Origin of the sequence: Sphingorhabdus buctiana, assembly GCF_042680825.1 — a bacterium.
GTDB lineage: Bacteria > Pseudomonadota > Alphaproteobacteria > Sphingomonadales > Sphingomonadaceae > Sphingorhabdus_B > Sphingorhabdus_B buctiana.
Map to the genome: position 1 here is coordinate 152,981 of NZ_JBHUEL010000008.1, position 15,849 is coordinate 168,829.

16 protein-coding genes are annotated in these 15,849 nt (G+C 58.9%); 5 read left to right on the forward strand and 11 right to left on the reverse strand.

The window, feature by feature from the left end:
- Positions 1–27: 27 nt before the first annotated feature.
- Positions 28–855 carry a type I methionyl aminopeptidase gene (gene map, locus ACFSAG_RS09005; protein WP_381513757.1) on the reverse strand — a complete coding sequence of 276 codons (828 nt, stop codon included), beginning with the start codon at positions 853–855 and terminating at the stop codon, positions 28–30.
- A gap of 64 nt (positions 856–919) precedes the next feature.
- On the opposite strand from map, the gene ACFSAG_RS09010 reads away from it, so the two are divergent.
- Both ACFSAG_RS09010 and ACFSAG_RS09015 read left to right on the forward strand, forming a co-directional pair.
- Entirely contained in the window at positions 920–1,678 is a 759-nt protein-coding gene (locus ACFSAG_RS09010; RefSeq protein WP_374613877.1) for a competence/damage-inducible protein A, read from the forward strand.
- A 48-nt stretch (positions 1,679–1,726) separates the two neighbouring features.
- Positions 1,727–4,597 (forward strand): M16 family metallopeptidase, encoded by a 2,871-nt coding sequence (locus ACFSAG_RS09015; RefSeq protein ID WP_381513760.1) that lies wholly within the window; start codon positions 1,727–1,729, stop codon positions 4,595–4,597.
- A 34-nt stretch (positions 4,598–4,631) separates the two neighbouring features.
- On the opposite strand, the gene ACFSAG_RS09020 is transcribed toward ACFSAG_RS09015, so the two are convergent.
- The 5 genes from ACFSAG_RS09020 to ACFSAG_RS09040 all read right to left on the reverse strand — a co-directional run bounded on the left by ACFSAG_RS09020 (position 4,632) and on the right by ACFSAG_RS09040 (position 8,388).
- Entirely contained in the window at positions 4,632–5,030 is a 399-nt protein-coding gene (locus tag ACFSAG_RS09020; protein ID WP_381513763.1) for a GFA family protein, read from the reverse strand.
- 49 nt (positions 5,031–5,079) lie between these two features.
- Complete coding sequence (gene hslU / locus ACFSAG_RS09025; RefSeq protein WP_381513766.1) at positions 5,080–6,378, reverse strand: ATP-dependent protease ATPase subunit HslU; 1,299 nt, start codon at positions 6,376–6,378, stop codon at positions 5,080–5,082.
- A 19-nt stretch (positions 6,379–6,397) separates the two neighbouring features.
- Positions 6,398–6,964, reverse strand: a complete 567-nt coding sequence (hslV, locus tag ACFSAG_RS09030; protein ID WP_374613870.1) for an ATP-dependent protease subunit HslV — start codon at positions 6,962–6,964, stop codon at positions 6,398–6,400.
- A gap of 38 nt (positions 6,965–7,002) precedes the next feature.
- Entirely contained in the window at positions 7,003–8,001 is a 999-nt protein-coding gene (gene galE, locus ACFSAG_RS09035; RefSeq protein WP_381513770.1) for a UDP-glucose 4-epimerase GalE, read from the reverse strand.
- A 138-nt stretch (positions 8,002–8,139) separates the two neighbouring features.
- Positions 8,140–8,388 (reverse strand): hypothetical protein, encoded by a 249-nt coding sequence (locus ACFSAG_RS09040; protein ID WP_374544208.1) that lies wholly within the window; start codon positions 8,386–8,388, stop codon positions 8,140–8,142.
- Positions 8,389–8,656: 268 nt separating this feature from the next.
- Between ACFSAG_RS09040 and ACFSAG_RS09045 the strand changes: the two genes are divergently transcribed.
- Positions 8,657–9,472, forward strand: coding sequence for a carbon-nitrogen hydrolase family protein (locus ACFSAG_RS09045; protein ID WP_381513774.1), 816 nt, complete (start codon positions 8,657–8,659; stop codon positions 9,470–9,472).
- Here ACFSAG_RS09045 and ACFSAG_RS09050 read toward each other — a convergent pair.
- Entirely contained in the window at positions 9,441–10,370 is a 930-nt protein-coding gene (locus tag ACFSAG_RS09050; RefSeq protein ID WP_381513778.1) for a DMT family transporter, read from the reverse strand. The two genes, ACFSAG_RS09045 and ACFSAG_RS09050, sit on opposite strands and share 32 nt — an antisense overlap.
- 76 nt (positions 10,371–10,446) lie before the next feature.
- On the opposite strand from ACFSAG_RS09050, the gene ACFSAG_RS09055 reads away from it, so the two are divergent.
- On the forward strand, positions 10,447–10,662 hold the full coding sequence (locus ACFSAG_RS09055; protein ID WP_381513781.1) for a hypothetical protein: 216 nt from the start codon (positions 10,447–10,449) through the stop codon (positions 10,660–10,662).
- A gap of 96 nt (positions 10,663–10,758) precedes the next feature.
- Positions 10,759–11,889 carry a zinc-binding dehydrogenase gene (locus ACFSAG_RS09060; protein WP_381513783.1) on the forward strand — a complete coding sequence of 377 codons (1,131 nt, stop codon included), beginning with the start codon at positions 10,759–10,761 and terminating at the stop codon, positions 11,887–11,889.
- A 7-nt stretch (positions 11,890–11,896) separates the two neighbouring features.
- Here the strand turns inward: ACFSAG_RS09060 and ACFSAG_RS09065 are convergent, their stop codons facing one another.
- From ACFSAG_RS09065 to ACFSAG_RS09080, 4 genes are read right to left on the reverse strand one after another with little or no spacing between them, the layout of a single operon-like run.
- On the reverse strand, positions 11,897–12,631 hold the full coding sequence (locus ACFSAG_RS09065; RefSeq protein WP_381513785.1) for an enoyl-CoA hydratase/isomerase family protein: 735 nt from the start codon (positions 12,629–12,631) through the stop codon (positions 11,897–11,899).
- Positions 12,628–13,467 carry an HTD2 family dehydratase gene (locus ACFSAG_RS09070; RefSeq protein ID WP_381513789.1) on the reverse strand — a complete coding sequence of 280 codons (840 nt, stop codon included), beginning with the start codon at positions 13,465–13,467 and terminating at the stop codon, positions 12,628–12,630. Before ACFSAG_RS09070 ends, ACFSAG_RS09065 begins: the two co-directional genes overlap by 4 nt.
- Positions 13,467–14,618, reverse strand: coding sequence for an acyl-CoA dehydrogenase family protein (locus ACFSAG_RS09075; RefSeq protein WP_381513791.1), 1,152 nt, complete (start codon positions 14,616–14,618; stop codon positions 13,467–13,469). The genes ACFSAG_RS09070 and ACFSAG_RS09075 overlap by 1 nt, the downstream gene beginning before the upstream one ends.
- Positions 14,619–14,623: 5 nt before the next feature.
- Positions 14,624–15,835 carry an acetyl-CoA C-acetyltransferase gene (locus ACFSAG_RS09080; protein ID WP_381513794.1) on the reverse strand — a complete coding sequence of 404 codons (1,212 nt, stop codon included), beginning with the start codon at positions 15,833–15,835 and terminating at the stop codon, positions 14,624–14,626.
- Positions 15,836–15,849: the final 14 nt, after the last annotated feature.

The window sequence follows — 15,849 nt, forward strand, 5'->3', positions numbered from 1 at the left end:
ACCCCGCTTTCGCGCCAACAACCAACCTCAATAAGGCGGCTTATGCAGCCCCTTCGGGCTTGCCGTAAAGATCTCGCAGCCATCCTCGGTAATGCCAATGCTATGTTCGAACTGCGCGCTTAACGAGCGGTCGCGGGTTACCGCTGTCCAGCCATCGTCGAGCACCTTGGCGTGCGGTTTACCGATGTTGATCATCGGTTCGATGGTGAAGATCATGCCCGATTTCAGCTCCGGACCGGTGCCGGGGCGGCCGGCGTGGACGACTTCAGGGGCGTCGTGGAACAAGCGCCCCAGCCCATGCCCGCAAAATTCGCGGACAACGCCATAACGGTGCGCCTCGGCATGGGTCTGGATCGCATGGGCGATATCGCCGATGCGGTTTCCGGGCTTTGCCTGTTCGATGCCGAGCATCAGGCATTCATAGGTCACATCGACCAGCCGCTTCGCCTTTGTGGGCACATCGCCAACAAGGAACATGCGGCTGGTATCGCCGTGCCAGCCATCGATGATCGGGGTGACGTCGATATTGACGATGTCACCGTCGCGCAGCTTCTTGTCCGAAGGGATGCCGTGGCAGATCACATGGTTGATGCTGGTGCAGCAGCTGTGCGTATAGCCGCGATAGCCGAGCGTTGCGGGAATACCGCCACCCTTCAGCGTCATTTCGCGGACAAGATCGTCGATATCCTGCGTGCTGATGCCGGGAACGACAAAGCTGGTGAGCGCGTCCAGAATTTCGGCAGCCAGGCGGCCCGCCTTGCGCATGCCTTCAAAGGCTTCCTCGCCATGCAGTTTAATCACCCCATCACGCGGGATGGCGGCCTCTGCGGCGGTAACGGCAACATATTGGTTCATGCGGCGCATATAGGCGCTTTATCCGTGCTTTGCGAGGGGAGTCTTTGCGGCTATGCCCGATTCCATGAGTTCAGATCGTATATATACCGCCGCGCTCGTCATCATTGGCGACGAAATCCTCTCCGGACGCACGCAGGACAAGAATATCAGCCAGATCGCGCTCTGGCTCAATGTGCAGGGCATTCGCCTGCGCGAGGTGCGCGTAGTGCCTGATGTAGAGGATGCGATTGTCGAGGCGGTGAACATACTGCGTGCGCGCAACGATTATTTGTTCACCACCGGCGGGATCGGGCCGACGCATGACGACATCACTGTCGATGCGATTGCAAAGGCATTGGGCGTGCCGGTGGTGCTGCATCCCATCGCCAAGGAAATCCTTGAACGCTATTACGAAACCCGTGGCGGCGTTACCGAACAGCGGCTGCGCATGGCGCGGGTGCCCGAAGGTGCGGACCTTATCCCGAACAAGATGTCAGGCGCGCCGGGGATCAAGACCGGCAACATCTTTATCATGGCGGGCGTGCCGCATATCACGGCAGGCATGCTCGACGCGCTGACCGGAACACTTGAAGGAGGCGCGCCGCTGCTTTCGCACCAGATTGGCTGCTGGGTGGCAGAAAGCGAGATTGCAAAGCTGCTCGGCGATACCGAAAAGGCGCATGAAGGCTGCCAGATCGGCAGCTATCCCTTTTTCCGCGAAGGCCGGGTGGGGGCAAATTTCGTTATCCGTTCAACCGATCCGCACCAACTGGCTGCTTGCACCGAGGCGTTGAAATCGGGATTGGCGGGGCTTGGCTATGAAACCGTTGATGGCGGGATTTGACGTCTCGTTCATCGTGGATCAATCGGCTGGCCGACAGGACGGCAGGCGATGAAATTATACCATAGCCTTCGCCTCGCGACCGCGCTCGCGCTTTTGATCCCGGCTCAAACAGCTTTCGCGGAAACGCCCCAAGCCACTGTGACCAAGGCGGCGCAGACCCCCTGGCTTTACGAGAATAGCGATGTTCCGGTTGATACCAGCTGGACCTTCGGCGTGCTCGACAATGGTGTGCGCTATGCGGTGAAGCGCAATGTCGTGCCAGCAGGCCAGGTTTCGATCCGCGTGCGCGTAGATGCCGGGTCGCTGCATGAAGAAGAAAATGAACTCGGCTTTGCGCACCTGATGGAGCATCTGGCCTTTCGCGGATCCGAACATGTGCCCGATGGAGAGGCCAAGCGCATCTGGCAGCGCTTCGGCGTCACCTTTGGCAGCGACAGCAATGCACAGACGACACCGACACAGACGGTGTACAAGCTAGACCTGCCGAACAGTTCACCCGCGACGCTCGATGAATCGCTCAAGCTGCTTTCGGGCATGGTGCGCGCGCCCAATATTTCCGAAAGCGCGCTGAATGCAGAGCGCGCCATCGTGCAGGCAGAACTGCGCGAATCCGCTGGTGCGGGAATGGACTTGGGCGAAGCGATGCGCCAGCATGCCTTTCAGGGGCAGCGGCTGGCCAACCGTTCGACGATCGGTTCGATCGCCAGCCTCGATTCGGCAACAGCGGCGGGCCTGCGCGAATTCCACCGCCGTTGGTATCGGCCTGAAAAGCTGGTGGTTTCGATTGCGGGGGATGCCGATCCGGCAGAGCTCGAAAAGCTGGTGCAAAAACATTTCGGCGGCTGGAAAGGGAAGGGCGCTGCCGTGCCCGATCCCGATTTCGGTCGCCCCAACCCGGGTGGCAGCATAGCCAAGACGGTGGTTGCACCAACCCTGCCGCCAAATGTGGCGATCATCTATGCCCGGCCTTGGGAAAAGGTCGATGATACCATCGCCTATAACGAACAATTGCTGGTCGATGCGCTCGCGCAACAGATCGTCAATCGCCGCTTGGTGGCGCAGGCACGCGCCGGATCGACCTTCAGCCTGGCCGAGGTCGGGCAGGAAGATATTTCGCGCAGCGCCGACACGACGACCGTCATCATCACCCCTATAGGCGACAACTGGCAGCAGGCGGTGGCCGATGTGCGCGCGATCATCGAAGATGCGGTCAGCACGCCGCCGTCGCAGGCCGATATCGACCGCGAAGTAACGCTTTTCGGCAATGCGCTTCGCACCATGCGCGACAGCTATCCGTTCGAGGCGGCGGCGAAACAGGCTGACGATATCGTCAAGGCGGTCGACATACGCGAAACGATTGCCGCGCCCGATACCGTTGTCGGCGTGTTTGAAAATATGCGCGGCAAGTTCACGCCAGAGCGACTGTTTGCGGCCACCAAGGCGCTGTTTTCCGCAGATGCCGTGCGCATCTTGCGTACCTCGCCGGTGGACGACGGTGCCGATGCGGACGTCCGTCTGGCCAAGGCGTTGACCGATCCGGTATCGGCGGCATCGTCGGTTCGGCTTGCTGGCAATGCCATCACATTCGATGATTTGCCCAAGCTGGGGGCGCCGTCGCAGATTGTAGCGCGCAACCGGCTGCAACGACTTGAGATGGAGTCGGTCGAACTTTCCAACGGTGTGCGTGCCTTGCTGTTCCCCAACAAGGCGGAAAGCGGGCAGGTGCGGGTGCTTGTGCGCTTTGGCCGCGGCTATCAGGCGCTTGATCCGTCAAAGGCGGGTCTGATGTGGTCGGGCCCGGGCGTGATCAGCGAAAGCGGCGTTGGCAAGTTCAGCCGCACCCAGATCGACCAGTTGCTCAATGGGCGACGTATCGAACTGGGCTTCAATGTCGACAATGACGCGTTCGAATATAGCGCGACGACGCGACCCGAGGATCTTGCTGACCAGTTGCGGATGATCGCGACCAAGATGGAAAATCCCAATTGGGATGTCGCGCCGCTCGAACGTGAAAAGGCGCTCGCCATATCGACATATCGCAGTTTCGATATGTCGGCGACCGCAGTGCTGCAGCGCGAGTTGCAATACCGCCTGTCGGGCAACGACCTGCGCTGGAAAATCCCGACGCCCGAAGAAGTCAGCAAATTGGATGGCAAGAGCTTTCGGTCATTCTGGGAGCCTCTGCTTGCCAGCGGCCCCGTAGAGGTATTGCTGTTCGGTGATTTTGAAACCGAACAGGCGCTGGAAGTGTTGTGTTCGACTGTTGGCGCGATGAAGCCACGTACGGCCGCAGCCATTTCGGCAAAGGCCGCGCAAGTCGTGTTTCCGGCGGCCAATGCGACACCGCTGCGCTTTATCCATAAAGGCCCCAAGGACCAGATGGCGGCTGTCATCGGCTGGCCGACAGGAGCCGGTTTGGCGCAGATCGCCGAAGCCCGGCAACTCGAAGTGCTTGCGGCGCTGTTCCGCGACCGATTGTTCGAAAAATTCCGTTCCGAACAGGCGGCCAGTTACAGCCCGGATGCGACTGCGACCTGGCCCGATGAATTCACCTCGGGCGGGTTCCTGATGGCCTATAGCCAGATGCAGCCCAAGGATACCGACCGCTTCTTTGCCTTCGCCAAATCGGTCGCGGCCGACCTTGCGGCATTACCGGTTAGCCCGGACGAGTTGCAACGCTCGCTCGAGCCGATCCTGCAATATGTCGAACGTGCAACCACCGGGAATTTGTTCTGGATGAACGAACTTGAAGGCGCGACCTACAATGCCGCGCGCTATGAAGCGCTCGGTCGATTGTATAGCGATTACAGCAAGGTAACCCCCGAACAGCTACAGGCTCTGGCGCGCAAATATCTGGTCGATGCAAAGGCATGGACGATGGTGGTCGAGCCTGATGCAGAGGCGGTGGCTTCGCGCTGATCCTCCTTCCCATTTGCGGGAAAGGGGAGTTAGCCTATTCCGGAAACCGATCAAATGATGGCAGGCTGTGCGCGGTTTCCATCCAACCCAGCCGTTCTGCAACCTGGATATGTGCCGATGGCGGCAAGGCGTTGGGATCATCCAGTGTTGCAGATTGGATGTCGACAATACCGGGTAGGAACTCCGCGTTGCGATAGTAAAGGCCCGACCCGCATTTGGGGCAAAAACTGCGCATGGCAGAGCCCGAAGAGTTGAACGTCACTGGCTCACCCTGAACCAGCTTGAACTGTGCATCGGTAACGGCCGCCCATGCGACCATCGGGGCGCCAGACGATTTGCGGCAATCGTTGCAGTGGCAAAGCGCCACATGCTGGGGTTCGCCGCTCACTTCATAACGCACAGCGCCGCATTGGCAGCCACCTTGATATGTCATGCAATGTCTCCTTCCTGCAGCGACTCATATAGCAGGAAAATGAGAACAATTATAGAACATATTTGGAAAGGTCGGCGTCCTTGGCAATGCCCGATAGCTGTTGCTCGACATAGGCGGCATCGATCTTGATCGTTTCGCCTTTGCGGTCTTCGGCGTCAAAACTGATGTCTTCAAGCAAGCGTTCCATCACCGTTTGCAGCCGGCGTGCGCCGATATTCTCAACGCTTTCATTCACCTGTGCGGCGATACGGGCGAGCGCTGCGATGGCATCATCGGTGAATTCGAGCGCGACATCTTCGGTACCCAGCAGCGCCACATATTGGTGCGGCAGATTGGCCTTGGTCTGCGAAAGGATGCGGACAAAGTCTTCCTGGGTCAGCGCGGTCAGTTCGACTCGGATCGGCAAGCGCCCCTGCAATTCGGGCAGCATGTCGCTCGGTTTCGAGACATGGAACGCACCGCTGGCGATGAACAGCACATGGTCGGTTTTCATCGGGCCATATTTGGTCGCGACGGTGGTGCCTTCGATCAAGGGCAGCAGATCGCGCTGGACACCTTCACGGCTGACCGAACCGCCACGCACGTCGCTGACGGCAATCTTGTCGATTTCATCGAGGAAGACAATTCCGTTTGCCTCTGCATCTGCGATGGCAGTGCGCGCAACATCATCCTGGTCGAGGCGCTTTTCGGTTTCTTCATCTACCAGCTTGGCCCAGGCTTCGGGTACCTTCATCTTGCGGCGCTTCTGGTTGTTCTGGCCGAACGCCTTGCCCATCATCTCGCCGATGTTGATCATGCCGACGCCGCCCATTCCGGGGATTTCCATCGGCATGCGCGGGGCATCGGTAACTTCGATTTCGATCTCGACATCGTCCATGTGCCGGTCGCGGATGCGCTGCCGAAATGCCTCGCGCGTCGCCTCGCTAGCGGTTTCACCGGCCAAGGGCTTCAAAATGCGCTCCATGGCAGCCGCCTCGGCGGCTTCGCGCACGACTTCGCGGCGGCGGTCCTTTTCGAGCCGGATCGCCTCTTCGACCAGATCGCGGGCAATCTGTTCGACATCGCGGCCGACATAGCCAACCTCGGTGAACTTGGTCGCTTCCACCTTGATGAAGGGCGCGTCGGCCAGTTTGGCCAAGCGACGGCTGATCTCGGTCTTGCCGCAACCCGTGGGGCCGATCATCAGGATATTCTTGGGCGTCACTTCGTCGCGCAATTCTGCCGGAAGCCGTTGACGGCGCCAGCGATTGCGCAATGCGACAGCCACCGCGCGCTTGGCATCGGCCTGGCCGATGATGTGTTCGTCCAATGCGGCGACAATCGCCTTGGGAGTAAGGTTCTGGCTCATTATATGGGGTTCCTGCGGATCAGCTGACGCTGTCCATGCTTTCGACCGTCAACTGGTCGTTGGTGTAGACGCAGATTTCGGCGGCAATCTTCATCGCGTGGCGCGCCTGCGTTTCGGCATCGGCTTCATAATCCATCAGTGCACGGGCCGCGGAGAGCGCATAATTGCCGCCCGATCCGATTGCAGCAATGCCATCCAACGGCTCCAGCACATCGCCATTGCCCGTCAGGATCAGCGTCACTTCCTTATCGGCGACGATCATCATCGCTTCCAGATTGCGGAGATATTTGTCGGTGCGCCAATCCTTGGCCAGTTCGACCGCGGCGCGCATCAACTGGCCGCGATGCGCCTCCAGCTTTTTTTCCAATCGTTCGAACAGGGTGAAGGCATCTGCCGTGGCGCCTGCAAATCCCGCGATCACGCTGCCATCATGCAGGCGGCGGACCTTCTTGGCATTGGGTTTCATCACCGTCTGGCCCATCGAAACCTGGCCGTCGCCTGCGATCACCACCTTGCCGCCCTTGCGGACCGAGAGAATCGTCGTGCCATACCAGGTGGAGGGGTTGTTATGTGCTTGATTGTCCATGGCCCCGGATATGGGGCGCATGGGCCAGCAGTGCAAGTCTAGCCGCGCTCGCTCAATTTGCGTTCCCATTGCAGCGCGTGGCTGACGATGGTGTCGAGATCGTCATATTTGGGCTGCCAGCCAAAGCGCGCCTTGATTTCACGATTGTCCGAAATCAGCTCATCGGGATCGCCTGCGCGGCGGCCCTCGATTTTACGCGTGATCGTCAGGTTTGTAACGCGATCAACCGCATCAAGCACCTGCATCACCGAATAGCCATGGCCATAGCCGCAGTTGAGTGTGTGGCTGGTGCCGGGATCGGCAACCAATGCCTCGAGCGCGATGACATGAGCTGCTGCGAGGTCGCTGACATGGATATAGTCGCGAACGCCTGTGCCATCGGGCGTGGAATAGTCGGTACCGAACACGGCGACCGAATCGCGTTTGCCGAGGGCTGCTTCGACCGCGACCTTGATCAAATGCGTTGCGCCTGCGGTTGATTGGCCGGTGCGCGCCTGCGGATCTGCGCCTGCGACATTGAAATAGCGGAGCGCGCAATAGTTGAAATCGTGCGCAGCTGCGACATCGCGCAGCATATATTCTGTCATCAATTTCGACATGCCATAGGGATTGATGGGTAGTTTGGGCATATCTTCGCGGACCGGGCTCGATTCGGGGATGCCATAGGTTGCGGCGGTCGATGAAAAGATGAAATGCCTGATCCCCGCCTGCACAGCCGAATCGATCAGGCTGCGACTCGCGGCGGTATTATTACGATAATATTTGAGTGGGTTCTCGACCGATTCGGGGACGATGATCGAACCCGCAAAATGCATGATGGCGTCGATGGCATGTGCGCGCAGCGTCGATGCAACCAGTTCCTCGTCGGCAATATTGCCCTCAACAAATGGGACGTCTTCGGGCACTGCCCAGCGAAATCCGGTGACCAGATTATCGATCACCACCGGCTGGTGGCCGGCATCCTTGAGCGCGAGGACAGCGTGGCTTCCGATATAGCCTGCACCACCGGTGACGAGAACTTTGAGCTGCTTGGTCATGCGATTCCGATAGCGGCAGTCGATGATTCTTTGGTTAACATCTACGTCCGGATTCCCTCAGAAAATCGAGAATTACGTCTGCAAAAGTTAAAAAAAAGGCGGCTCTAGGCCGCCTTTCCTTTCAATCTCAGACCGAGCTCAGGGGCTGGTCGGAGCGTCGTCGTCGTTGCCAGCGGCAATGACGATGCCTGCAATAACTGCAGCAGCAGCGAGGACGGCGACGATAACGCCGCTACCACCGCCGAGCTTGCTTTCTTCCTTAGCGGCACCAGCGCGCTGCACCTTTGCAGCGACCGGTTTTGCAGGAGCAGCAGCCTGAGCAACCACCGGGGCACCGGCGAGAGCAACAGCAGCCACTGCAGCGAGCGAAACTTTACCGAAACGCATTTTTTGGCTCCTTTTTGAATGTGGTTTTAAACACACCGCGACCCTACTGGCACAAACTCTGTTTTGGCGCAACCCGGGAATCGGCAATCAATTTGAAAAAATTCATTTTCTCTGCCTGACTTGAATGATTGTTGCACAAGTGACACAGCAACGCCGCGACGTCTACCAAGTCGAAATCCAACTAATTGTTGCATCCATATTACCGTCATTCGAAGAGTTGGGATAAGCTGACTTAAACCGGCGACGAGCCGATCGGGAGTTGCTGAAAATGAGAATTGCAGTCCACCAAATGAACAGCGGCATCGACACGGAGCACAATTGCATTGCGATGTTAGGGGGCGTTGCAGAGGCCAAGGCGGGAGGAGCGTCCATATATTTAGCTCCCGAAATGTCGGTTCTGATAGATCGTGATCGGGTCCGTTCGGCGCAGAGCATCGTCGCGGAAGAGTCGAGTGTGGCTTTGAAGATGCTCTGCCAGGCTGCAAAGGACAAGCAGATCTGGGTTCATTGCGGTTCGCTACCTTTGGAATCAGCGGACGGGCGACGGGCCAACCGATCGCTGCTCATTGATGATAGCGGTCACATCGTTGCCAGATATGACAAGATGCACTTGTTTGATGTCGACCTGTCCACCGGCGAATCGTGGCGCGAATCATCGGCTTATAAGGGTGGCGATGGTCCTGTGCTGGCTGACACACCGCTTGGCAAAATGGGGCTGACCATTTGCTATGATATGCGCTTTCCTGATCTTTACAGCCGGTTGGCACAAGCGGGCGCGACCGTGTTTGCGGTTCCAGCCGCATTTACCGTTCCCACCGGTAAGGCACATTGGCATGTACTGCTGCGCGCCCGGGCGATTGAATCCGCTGCCTTCGTGATTGCCGCCGCTCAGTGCGGAAAGCATGAGGACGGTCGCGAAACCTATGGCCATTCGCTCGTCGTTGATCCGTGGGGAACAGTTCTGCTCGATATGGGCGAAAGCGAGGGGGTGGGCTTTGCTGACCTCGATCTCGCACGCGTTGCCGAAGTGCGGGCGCAAATCCCGGTCCACCTCAACCGAAGGGATATTCCGCCGCTTCCATAGCCCGCTTGCGCGCCAGATATTGTTCGCGCCATGCAATGATGAGGCCGGCGCCAATAATCAAAGGCGCACCTAGCCATATGGAATAGCTCGGTATCTCACCAAATACGGCAAAGCCTATGAATGCAGACCACAGCAGAGCGCTATAATCCATCGTCATGATTGCAGCCACCGAAGCGTGGCGAAGCGAAGCTGTGAGCAGGATTTGCGCAACAGCCCCGGCAAGGCTCAATCCTGCCAATATGGCCCAACTTTCGGCGTCATGGTTTTTCCCGAAAAGCAGAACGGCAATCCCCAACGGTACCAGCGACGTCAGGCTGAACCAGAAGACAATCGCGCCGGCAGGCTCTGTTTGCGCCATCCGGCGCAGCTGGATGATGACGCCGGCTGTTACGAGCGCGCCCACCAGCGCAACTGCCGCGCCCTGTAACGGAATGGCCTCTCCGCCAGGTTGCAGCGCAATCAAAACGCCTACAAATCCCAGTGCCACAGCGCCCCAGCGATAACGCCCCGTTGGTTCGCCCAACAGCAATGCTGCCAGGATCGTTGCGAATATCTGCGCTGCGAAACCAAAGGTCGTGGCTTCGGCCATGGGTAGCAAAAGCATGGCGGAAAAATTGAGCGCCATCGCGGAGGCGCCCAAAACCATTCTTATCCCGTGCTGCAAGGGTCGCGTTGTACGGATCGATGCCAAGGCACCCGTCCACCATAACCACGCAATTGCCACCGGCAGGCCCGCCAATTGGCGATAGAACAGACTTTCAGTGAGATGAATTCCACGTTCACCCGCCAGTTTCACCAACGCAAACATCAGGCTGAGTATGGCCATTGCAGCTAGCCGCAACAGGATGCCGAGCACCGGTCGTGGGGATGTCTCGGTATCGGAAAACTTCGCCGCCATGCTTCGCGTGCATAGGCAGATAATGGCCTGCGTCTAGCCCCTTGCAATGGCCGGCGGGCTTGGCCATTTGGCGGCGATGTTAGACTGGCTGTCTGAAAACTGGAATTTCCACATGTGGGGCGTGATCGCGGTGCTGTCTGCGATCGCATCGGTGCTTTTCGTGCTGGCAGACCGAAGGCGGCAAAAGCGTGACCGCCTTGATCATGTGGGCTTCGTTCCCTGGACGGGCCTAAGCGTATTCGCCATGGGGTTAACACTGATTGCTGCGGTTCTCGCGGTCAAAGCCGGCTGATTTTAATCGGAAAGTGCGTCGTTGAAGCGGGCGCTGGGTTGGGCTAACCCAGTTTCAAACGCGAACCGAATCCGGGTCGCGCAAGAGGAGAGAAACATGTCTGACCTGCCCGCAACCAATCGCACCATGCTGACCGAAGTTAAGCCAGAAGGGGTGTTGGAGCTTTATCTGGCCGACTTACCCATGCCTACGCCGAAGGACCATGAAGTGGTGGTGAAGGTGCAGGCCACCCCGATCAACCCGTCTGATTTGGGCCTGATGGTCGGTGCAGCCGATGTGACCAGTGCGCGTGCGATCGAGCGTGCCGGCCTTCCCGGCATCGCAATGAATGTGCCCGAAGCGGGAGTGCGCTTCATGGCAGGCCGCATCGGGCAAGCCTTGCCAATCGGCAATGAAGGCTGCGGTGTTGTCGTTGCCGCCGGTGCAGCGCCCGAAGCACAGGCGCTGATGGGCAAGACTGTCGCGCTGATTGGCGGTGAGATCTATGCCCAATATCGCTGCCTTGCCGCGCAAATGTGCATGCCCCTTCCCGATGGAACTGCACCCGAAGATGGCGCATCCTGCTTCGTCAACCCGCTGACTTCGCTAGGTTTTGTGGAAACCATGAAGCTTGAGGGATATAAGGCAATAGTCCATGCTGCCGCTGCCTCAAACCTTGGCCAGATGCTGGTCAAGATTTGCAAGGCCGATGGCATTCCCCTCATCAATATCGTGCGCAGCCAGGCGCAGGTTGACCTTCTGAAGGGCATCGGTGCGGAAATCGTGCTCAATTCCAACGATGACGATTTTGTCGAAAAATTGACCGCAGCTATTGCCGAAACCGAGGCCTTCCTTGGCTTCGATCCGATTGGCGGCGGCAAGCTTTCCGGCCAGATATTGGGCGCGATGGAGGCTGCTGCGGTACGCCGCATGTCTACCTATAGCCGCTATGGTTCGGACCAAATGAAGCAGGTCTATATCTATGGCGCGCTCGATGTGGGCCCGACCATCCTCAACCGCAATTTCGGCCTGACTTGGAGCCTGAGCGGCTGGCTGCTTACACCGTTCATGGCTAAAGCCGGCCCAGAAATCGTCGGCCGGATGCGTGCCCGCGTTGCGGCTGAACTGACCACGACCTTCAAGAGCCATTACAGCCATGAAGTCAGCCTGGAGCAGGCAGTCGATGTCGCGACGATGCAGGCCTATAACGCGAAGAAAACGGGCGAGAAATATCTGATCCGGCCGTAAGCTGCGATCACTTCCCGAACTGGCCGCTAACTCGTTCAAGGAAATCCGGCCCCACGCCCGCGCTGTTGAACACTTCGTGGGCTAGGCCGGCATTGAGCGGCAGGTCAGCCTGTTCCTGATAGAGCTGTTTATAGGCAAAGACGCTGTGGCGGCTTTGCGCGGCGATGGCAGCGGCTAATTCATATACTTTGGTGTCGAGTTCGGCATCGGGCACGACGTGGTTGGCAAGGCCGATGCGCGCAGCCTCTGTCCCTGAAACCGGAAGTCCGGTGAAGCTCATCTCGCGTGCTTTCCACTGGCCGACGCGGCGCGGCAGGCGCTGGCTCATCCCCCAGATTGGAACCAGTGCAAATTTGCCATGCGTGTCGGCAAAGACGGCGTTTTCGCTCGCCAATATGATGTCACCCGCCAGCGCGAGCTCAAGCCCGCCGGTGTAGCAGCCGCCCTGTACCGCGACGATGACGGGCTGGGGCAGGGTGGCAAGCGCAGTCACGATCGAAGCCTGGAAATTGGGACGTGGCAGTTCGACGCCGCGCTCCTTCAGGTCATTGCCCGCGCAAAATGTCGGCCCGTTGGCGCGCAGGATGACTGCACCGATCGCTTCGCCCGCTGCACGGATCGCATTTATGTGCGCTTCCAGTTCAACCCACAGCGCTATGTTGAGTGCATTGCGCTTGTCAGGGCGGTTCAACGACAGGATGGCAATGCCATCACGGTCCTCGCGGGTTACCAAGTCGGTCATAAGCTTCCTTCCGCTGCGACGACGGTTTGCCCCGCCGGATTGAGTGCCGCCAATACAAGCGCATCGCCTTCGCGCCGCCCGACCAGATGGAGTGGTTCGCCTGCAAAAGCGGGGCTTTGGGCGCGGAAAGCGAATTGCCTGACTGCATTTGCGCCAAACTGACGAGCGGCGAGGTCGAGGAGCAGCGAAGATGTTAGCGGGCCATGCACGACCAATCCGCGATAACCCTCTTCGTTGATCGCGTAGGGCGCATCATAATGGATACGATGCGTGTTGAAGGTGATTGCCGAGAATCGGAACAACAACGCCTCATTAGGCACCAAGGTGTGATGGAAATCCCATTCGTCGAAATTGATGGCGACAGGTTCGGGCGCAGGTGCCGGCTTTGCCGTGTTTGCTTCGCGATAGACCAGCGTTTGCCGTTCCTTGATTGCCAATTCGCCATTGGCTTTGGTTTCATGCGCTACATCGACAAAGACGAGGCTGCCGGTGCTGCCTGACTTTTCATTGATCGAGGCGATGGTCGAGATGCGCTCTATCTCGGCATTGACCGCGATCGGGGCGAGGAACTCGACCTTGCTTGACGCCCACATGCGGCGCGGGTGGGGGACAGGCGGGAAGAAGCTGTCCGGGCTGTCGCTGCGCTGCGGATGGCCGTCTATGCCCAGTTGCTCGGTGGTCGCTTCCGGGGTGCAAAGCACCCAGTGGATCGCTTGAGGCGCAATATCACCGCGTTGATCGCTGTCGATTGTTGAGCGGAAACGTTGCAGCAGGGCAGGGGTTAGCCGATCCTGCTGCACCATCTGGCGGCCAATCCATGCATCCCACGCACCCATCAATAACTCCTCGGCAAGCCTAGGACATGCTCGGCGACAAAGGACAGGATCATGTTCGTGCTGATCGGCGCGACCTGATAGAGCCGGGTTTCGCGGAACTTGCGTTCGACATCATATTCAGCGGCAAAGCCGAAACCGCCATGCGTCTGTACACATGCCTCGCCTGCGGCCCAGCTTGCTTCGGCGGCGAGCATCTTGGCCATATTGGCCTCCTCGCCGCAATTCTCGCCGGCTTCATATTTGCGGATACCTTCCTGTACCAGCAGGTCGGCAGCGCGCATCTGCGCATAGGCGCGCGCGATAGGGAATTGCACGCCTTGGTTCTGGCCGATCGGTCGCCCAAACAGCACGCGTTCCTTGGCATAGGCGGTCGCCTTTTCGATGAACCATTTGGCATCGCCGATGCACTCGGCCGCAATCAGCAGTCGCTCAGCGTTCATGCCTGACAGGATATAGCGAAAGCCCTTGCCCTCTTCGCCAATCAGATTGGCGGCGGGCACTTCCATATTGTCGAAGAACACCGCCGTCGTCGCATGGTTCATCATCGTGTCGATGGGATTGATGGTGAGCGAACCCGTAGCCAGCGCTTCCTTCATATCGACAAGGAAAACCGAAAGCCCTTCGGTGCGGCTCGCGGCTTCCTCGCGCGGGGTGGTGCGAGCAAGGAGCAGCATCAGGTCGGAATGCTCGGCGCGGCTCGTCCAGATTTTCTGGCCGTTGACGATATATTTGTCGCCCTCACGCTTGGCGACGGTCTTCAGGCTCAACGTATCGGTGCCGCTAGTCGGCTCAGTGACACCAAAGGCCTGCAGGCGGAGTTCGCCGGTCGCGATTTTGGGAAGATAGCGTTGCTTTTGCTCCTCGCTTCCGTGGCGCAAGACGGTGCCCATGATGTACATTTGCGCGTGCACGGCGCCGCCATTGCAGCCCTGTTTCTGGATTTCCTCAAGGATTGCTGCTGCTGCCGACAGGGGAAGTCCGGCGCCGCCATATTCTTCGGGGATCAGCGCGGCGAGATAGCCTGCCTCGCCAAGCGCTGCGACGAATTCAGAGGGATATTCGCGCACCTTATCCTTTGCGCGCCAATATTCGCCGGGATATTGTGCGCAAAGCTTAGCGACCTCTTCGCGGATGGCGGTATAATCCTGCATCGCGCTTATGCCTTTTCAAAGACTGCAGCTATGCCCTGGCCACCGCCGATGCACATGGTTTCAAGTCCATAACGCACATCGCGGCGCTGCATTTCGCGGGTCAGGTTCGCAAGGATGCGACCGCCGGTCGCGCCAATCGGGTGGCCGAGCGATATGCCCGATCCGTTGACGTTGAGCATATCGTGGCGGCTGTCATCATCTGACCAACCCCAGCCCTTAAGGCAGGCGAGCACCTGCGGCGCAAAGGCTTCGTTGAGTTCGATGAGGCCGATATCGTTCCACGACAGGTCGTTGCGCGCGAACAGCCGTTCGGTCGCTGGGACGGGGCCATAACCCATGCGGCTGGGGTCGCAGCCCGCAGCGGCCCAGCTGTGGAAATAGGCGATGGGTTCAAGGCCGAGTTCCTCAAGCTTGTCTTCGGCTACCACCAGACAGGCAGCCGCAGCGTCATTCTGCTGGCTGGCATTGCCCGCAGTCACGACGCCACCTTCGATTGCACGAAGCGCGCCGAGCGTTTCGACGCTGGCATCGGCGCGATAGCCCTCATCATGGTCAAAGATGATCGAGTCGCCTTTTTTCTGGGGGATCTGGACAGGGACCAACTCGTCGGCAAACAGGCCATTGGCCCAGGCGGCGGTCGCCCGCTGGTGGCTGCGCGCGGCATAGGCATCGCAAGCTTCGCGGCTGATATTCCAATCCTTGGCAAGATTTTCGGCCGTCTCGATCATCCCGCTGATCACGCCATAGCGTTCGATCGGTTGGCTCATCACGCGGCCTCGGGTGAGGCGATCATGGAGGGTTAGGTTGCCGGCGCGGACGCCCTTGCGGATATCGGTGGTGTAATGTTCAACATTGGACATGCTCTCGCAGCCGCCCGCAACCACCACATCCGAAACGCCGGTCTGCACCATCATTGCCGCGTTGACGATTGCCTGCAGTCCAGAGCCGCAGCGACGGTCAAGCTGGTAACCCGGCACCTCTTCGGGAAGGCCTGCCAACAGCCACGACCAGTGCGAAATGCATGGCGCCTCGCCATTGCCATAGCCTTGGGCGAAGATGACATCATTGACACGAGACGGATCAATTTTTGTACGCTCCATCAGAGCCTTGAGTATCACAGCTCCCAACTGACCTGCAGTCATCGAGGATAGCGACCCGCCGAATTTTCCGACGGCAGTACGGATGGGGGCAACGATAGCAGCGCGACGGAGTGTCATGTTTATCTTCCTTT

Excerpts from the sequence above, each read along its gene's own strand:
- map (WP_381513757.1), bottom strand. The coding sequence starts at position 855 with ATGAACCAATATGTTGCCGTTACCGCCGCAGAGGCCGCCATCCCGCGT.
- ACFSAG_RS09010 (WP_374613877.1), top strand. The coding sequence starts at position 920 with ATGAGTTCAGATCGTATATATACCGCCGCGCTCGTCATCATTGGCGAC.
- ACFSAG_RS09015 (WP_381513760.1), top strand. The coding sequence starts at position 1,727 with ATGAAATTATACCATAGCCTTCGCCTCGCGACCGCGCTCGCGCTTTTG.
- ACFSAG_RS09020 (WP_381513763.1), bottom strand. The coding sequence starts at position 5,030 with ATGACATATCAAGGTGGCTGCCAATGCGGCGCTGTGCGTTATGAAGTG.
- hslU (WP_381513766.1), bottom strand. The coding sequence starts at position 6,378 with ATGAGCCAGAACCTTACTCCCAAGGCGATTGTCGCCGCATTGGACGAA.
- hslV (WP_374613870.1), bottom strand. The coding sequence starts at position 6,964 with ATGGACAATCAAGCACATAACAACCCCTCCACCTGGTATGGCACGACG.
- galE (WP_381513770.1), bottom strand. The coding sequence starts at position 8,001 with ATGACCAAGCAGCTCAAAGTTCTCGTCACCGGTGGTGCAGGCTATATC.
- ACFSAG_RS09040 (WP_374544208.1), bottom strand. The coding sequence starts at position 8,388 with ATGCGTTTCGGTAAAGTTTCGCTCGCTGCAGTGGCTGCTGTTGCTCTC.
- ACFSAG_RS09045 (WP_381513774.1), top strand. The coding sequence starts at position 8,657 with ATGAGAATTGCAGTCCACCAAATGAACAGCGGCATCGACACGGAGCAC.
- ACFSAG_RS09050 (WP_381513778.1), bottom strand. The coding sequence starts at position 10,370 with ATGGCGGCGAAGTTTTCCGATACCGAGACATCCCCACGACCGGTGCTC.
- ACFSAG_RS09055 (WP_381513781.1), top strand. The coding sequence starts at position 10,447 with ATGTTAGACTGGCTGTCTGAAAACTGGAATTTCCACATGTGGGGCGTG.
- ACFSAG_RS09060 (WP_381513783.1), top strand. The coding sequence starts at position 10,759 with ATGTCTGACCTGCCCGCAACCAATCGCACCATGCTGACCGAAGTTAAG.
- ACFSAG_RS09065 (WP_381513785.1), bottom strand. The coding sequence starts at position 12,631 with ATGACCGACTTGGTAACCCGCGAGGACCGTGATGGCATTGCCATCCTG.
- ACFSAG_RS09070 (WP_381513789.1), bottom strand. The coding sequence starts at position 13,467 with ATGGGTGCGTGGGATGCATGGATTGGCCGCCAGATGGTGCAGCAGGAT.
- ACFSAG_RS09075 (WP_381513791.1), bottom strand. The coding sequence starts at position 14,618 with ATGCAGGATTATACCGCCATCCGCGAAGAGGTCGCTAAGCTTTGCGCA.
- ACFSAG_RS09080 (WP_381513794.1), bottom strand. The coding sequence starts at position 15,835 with ATGACACTCCGTCGCGCTGCTATCGTTGCCCCCATCCGTACTGCCGTC.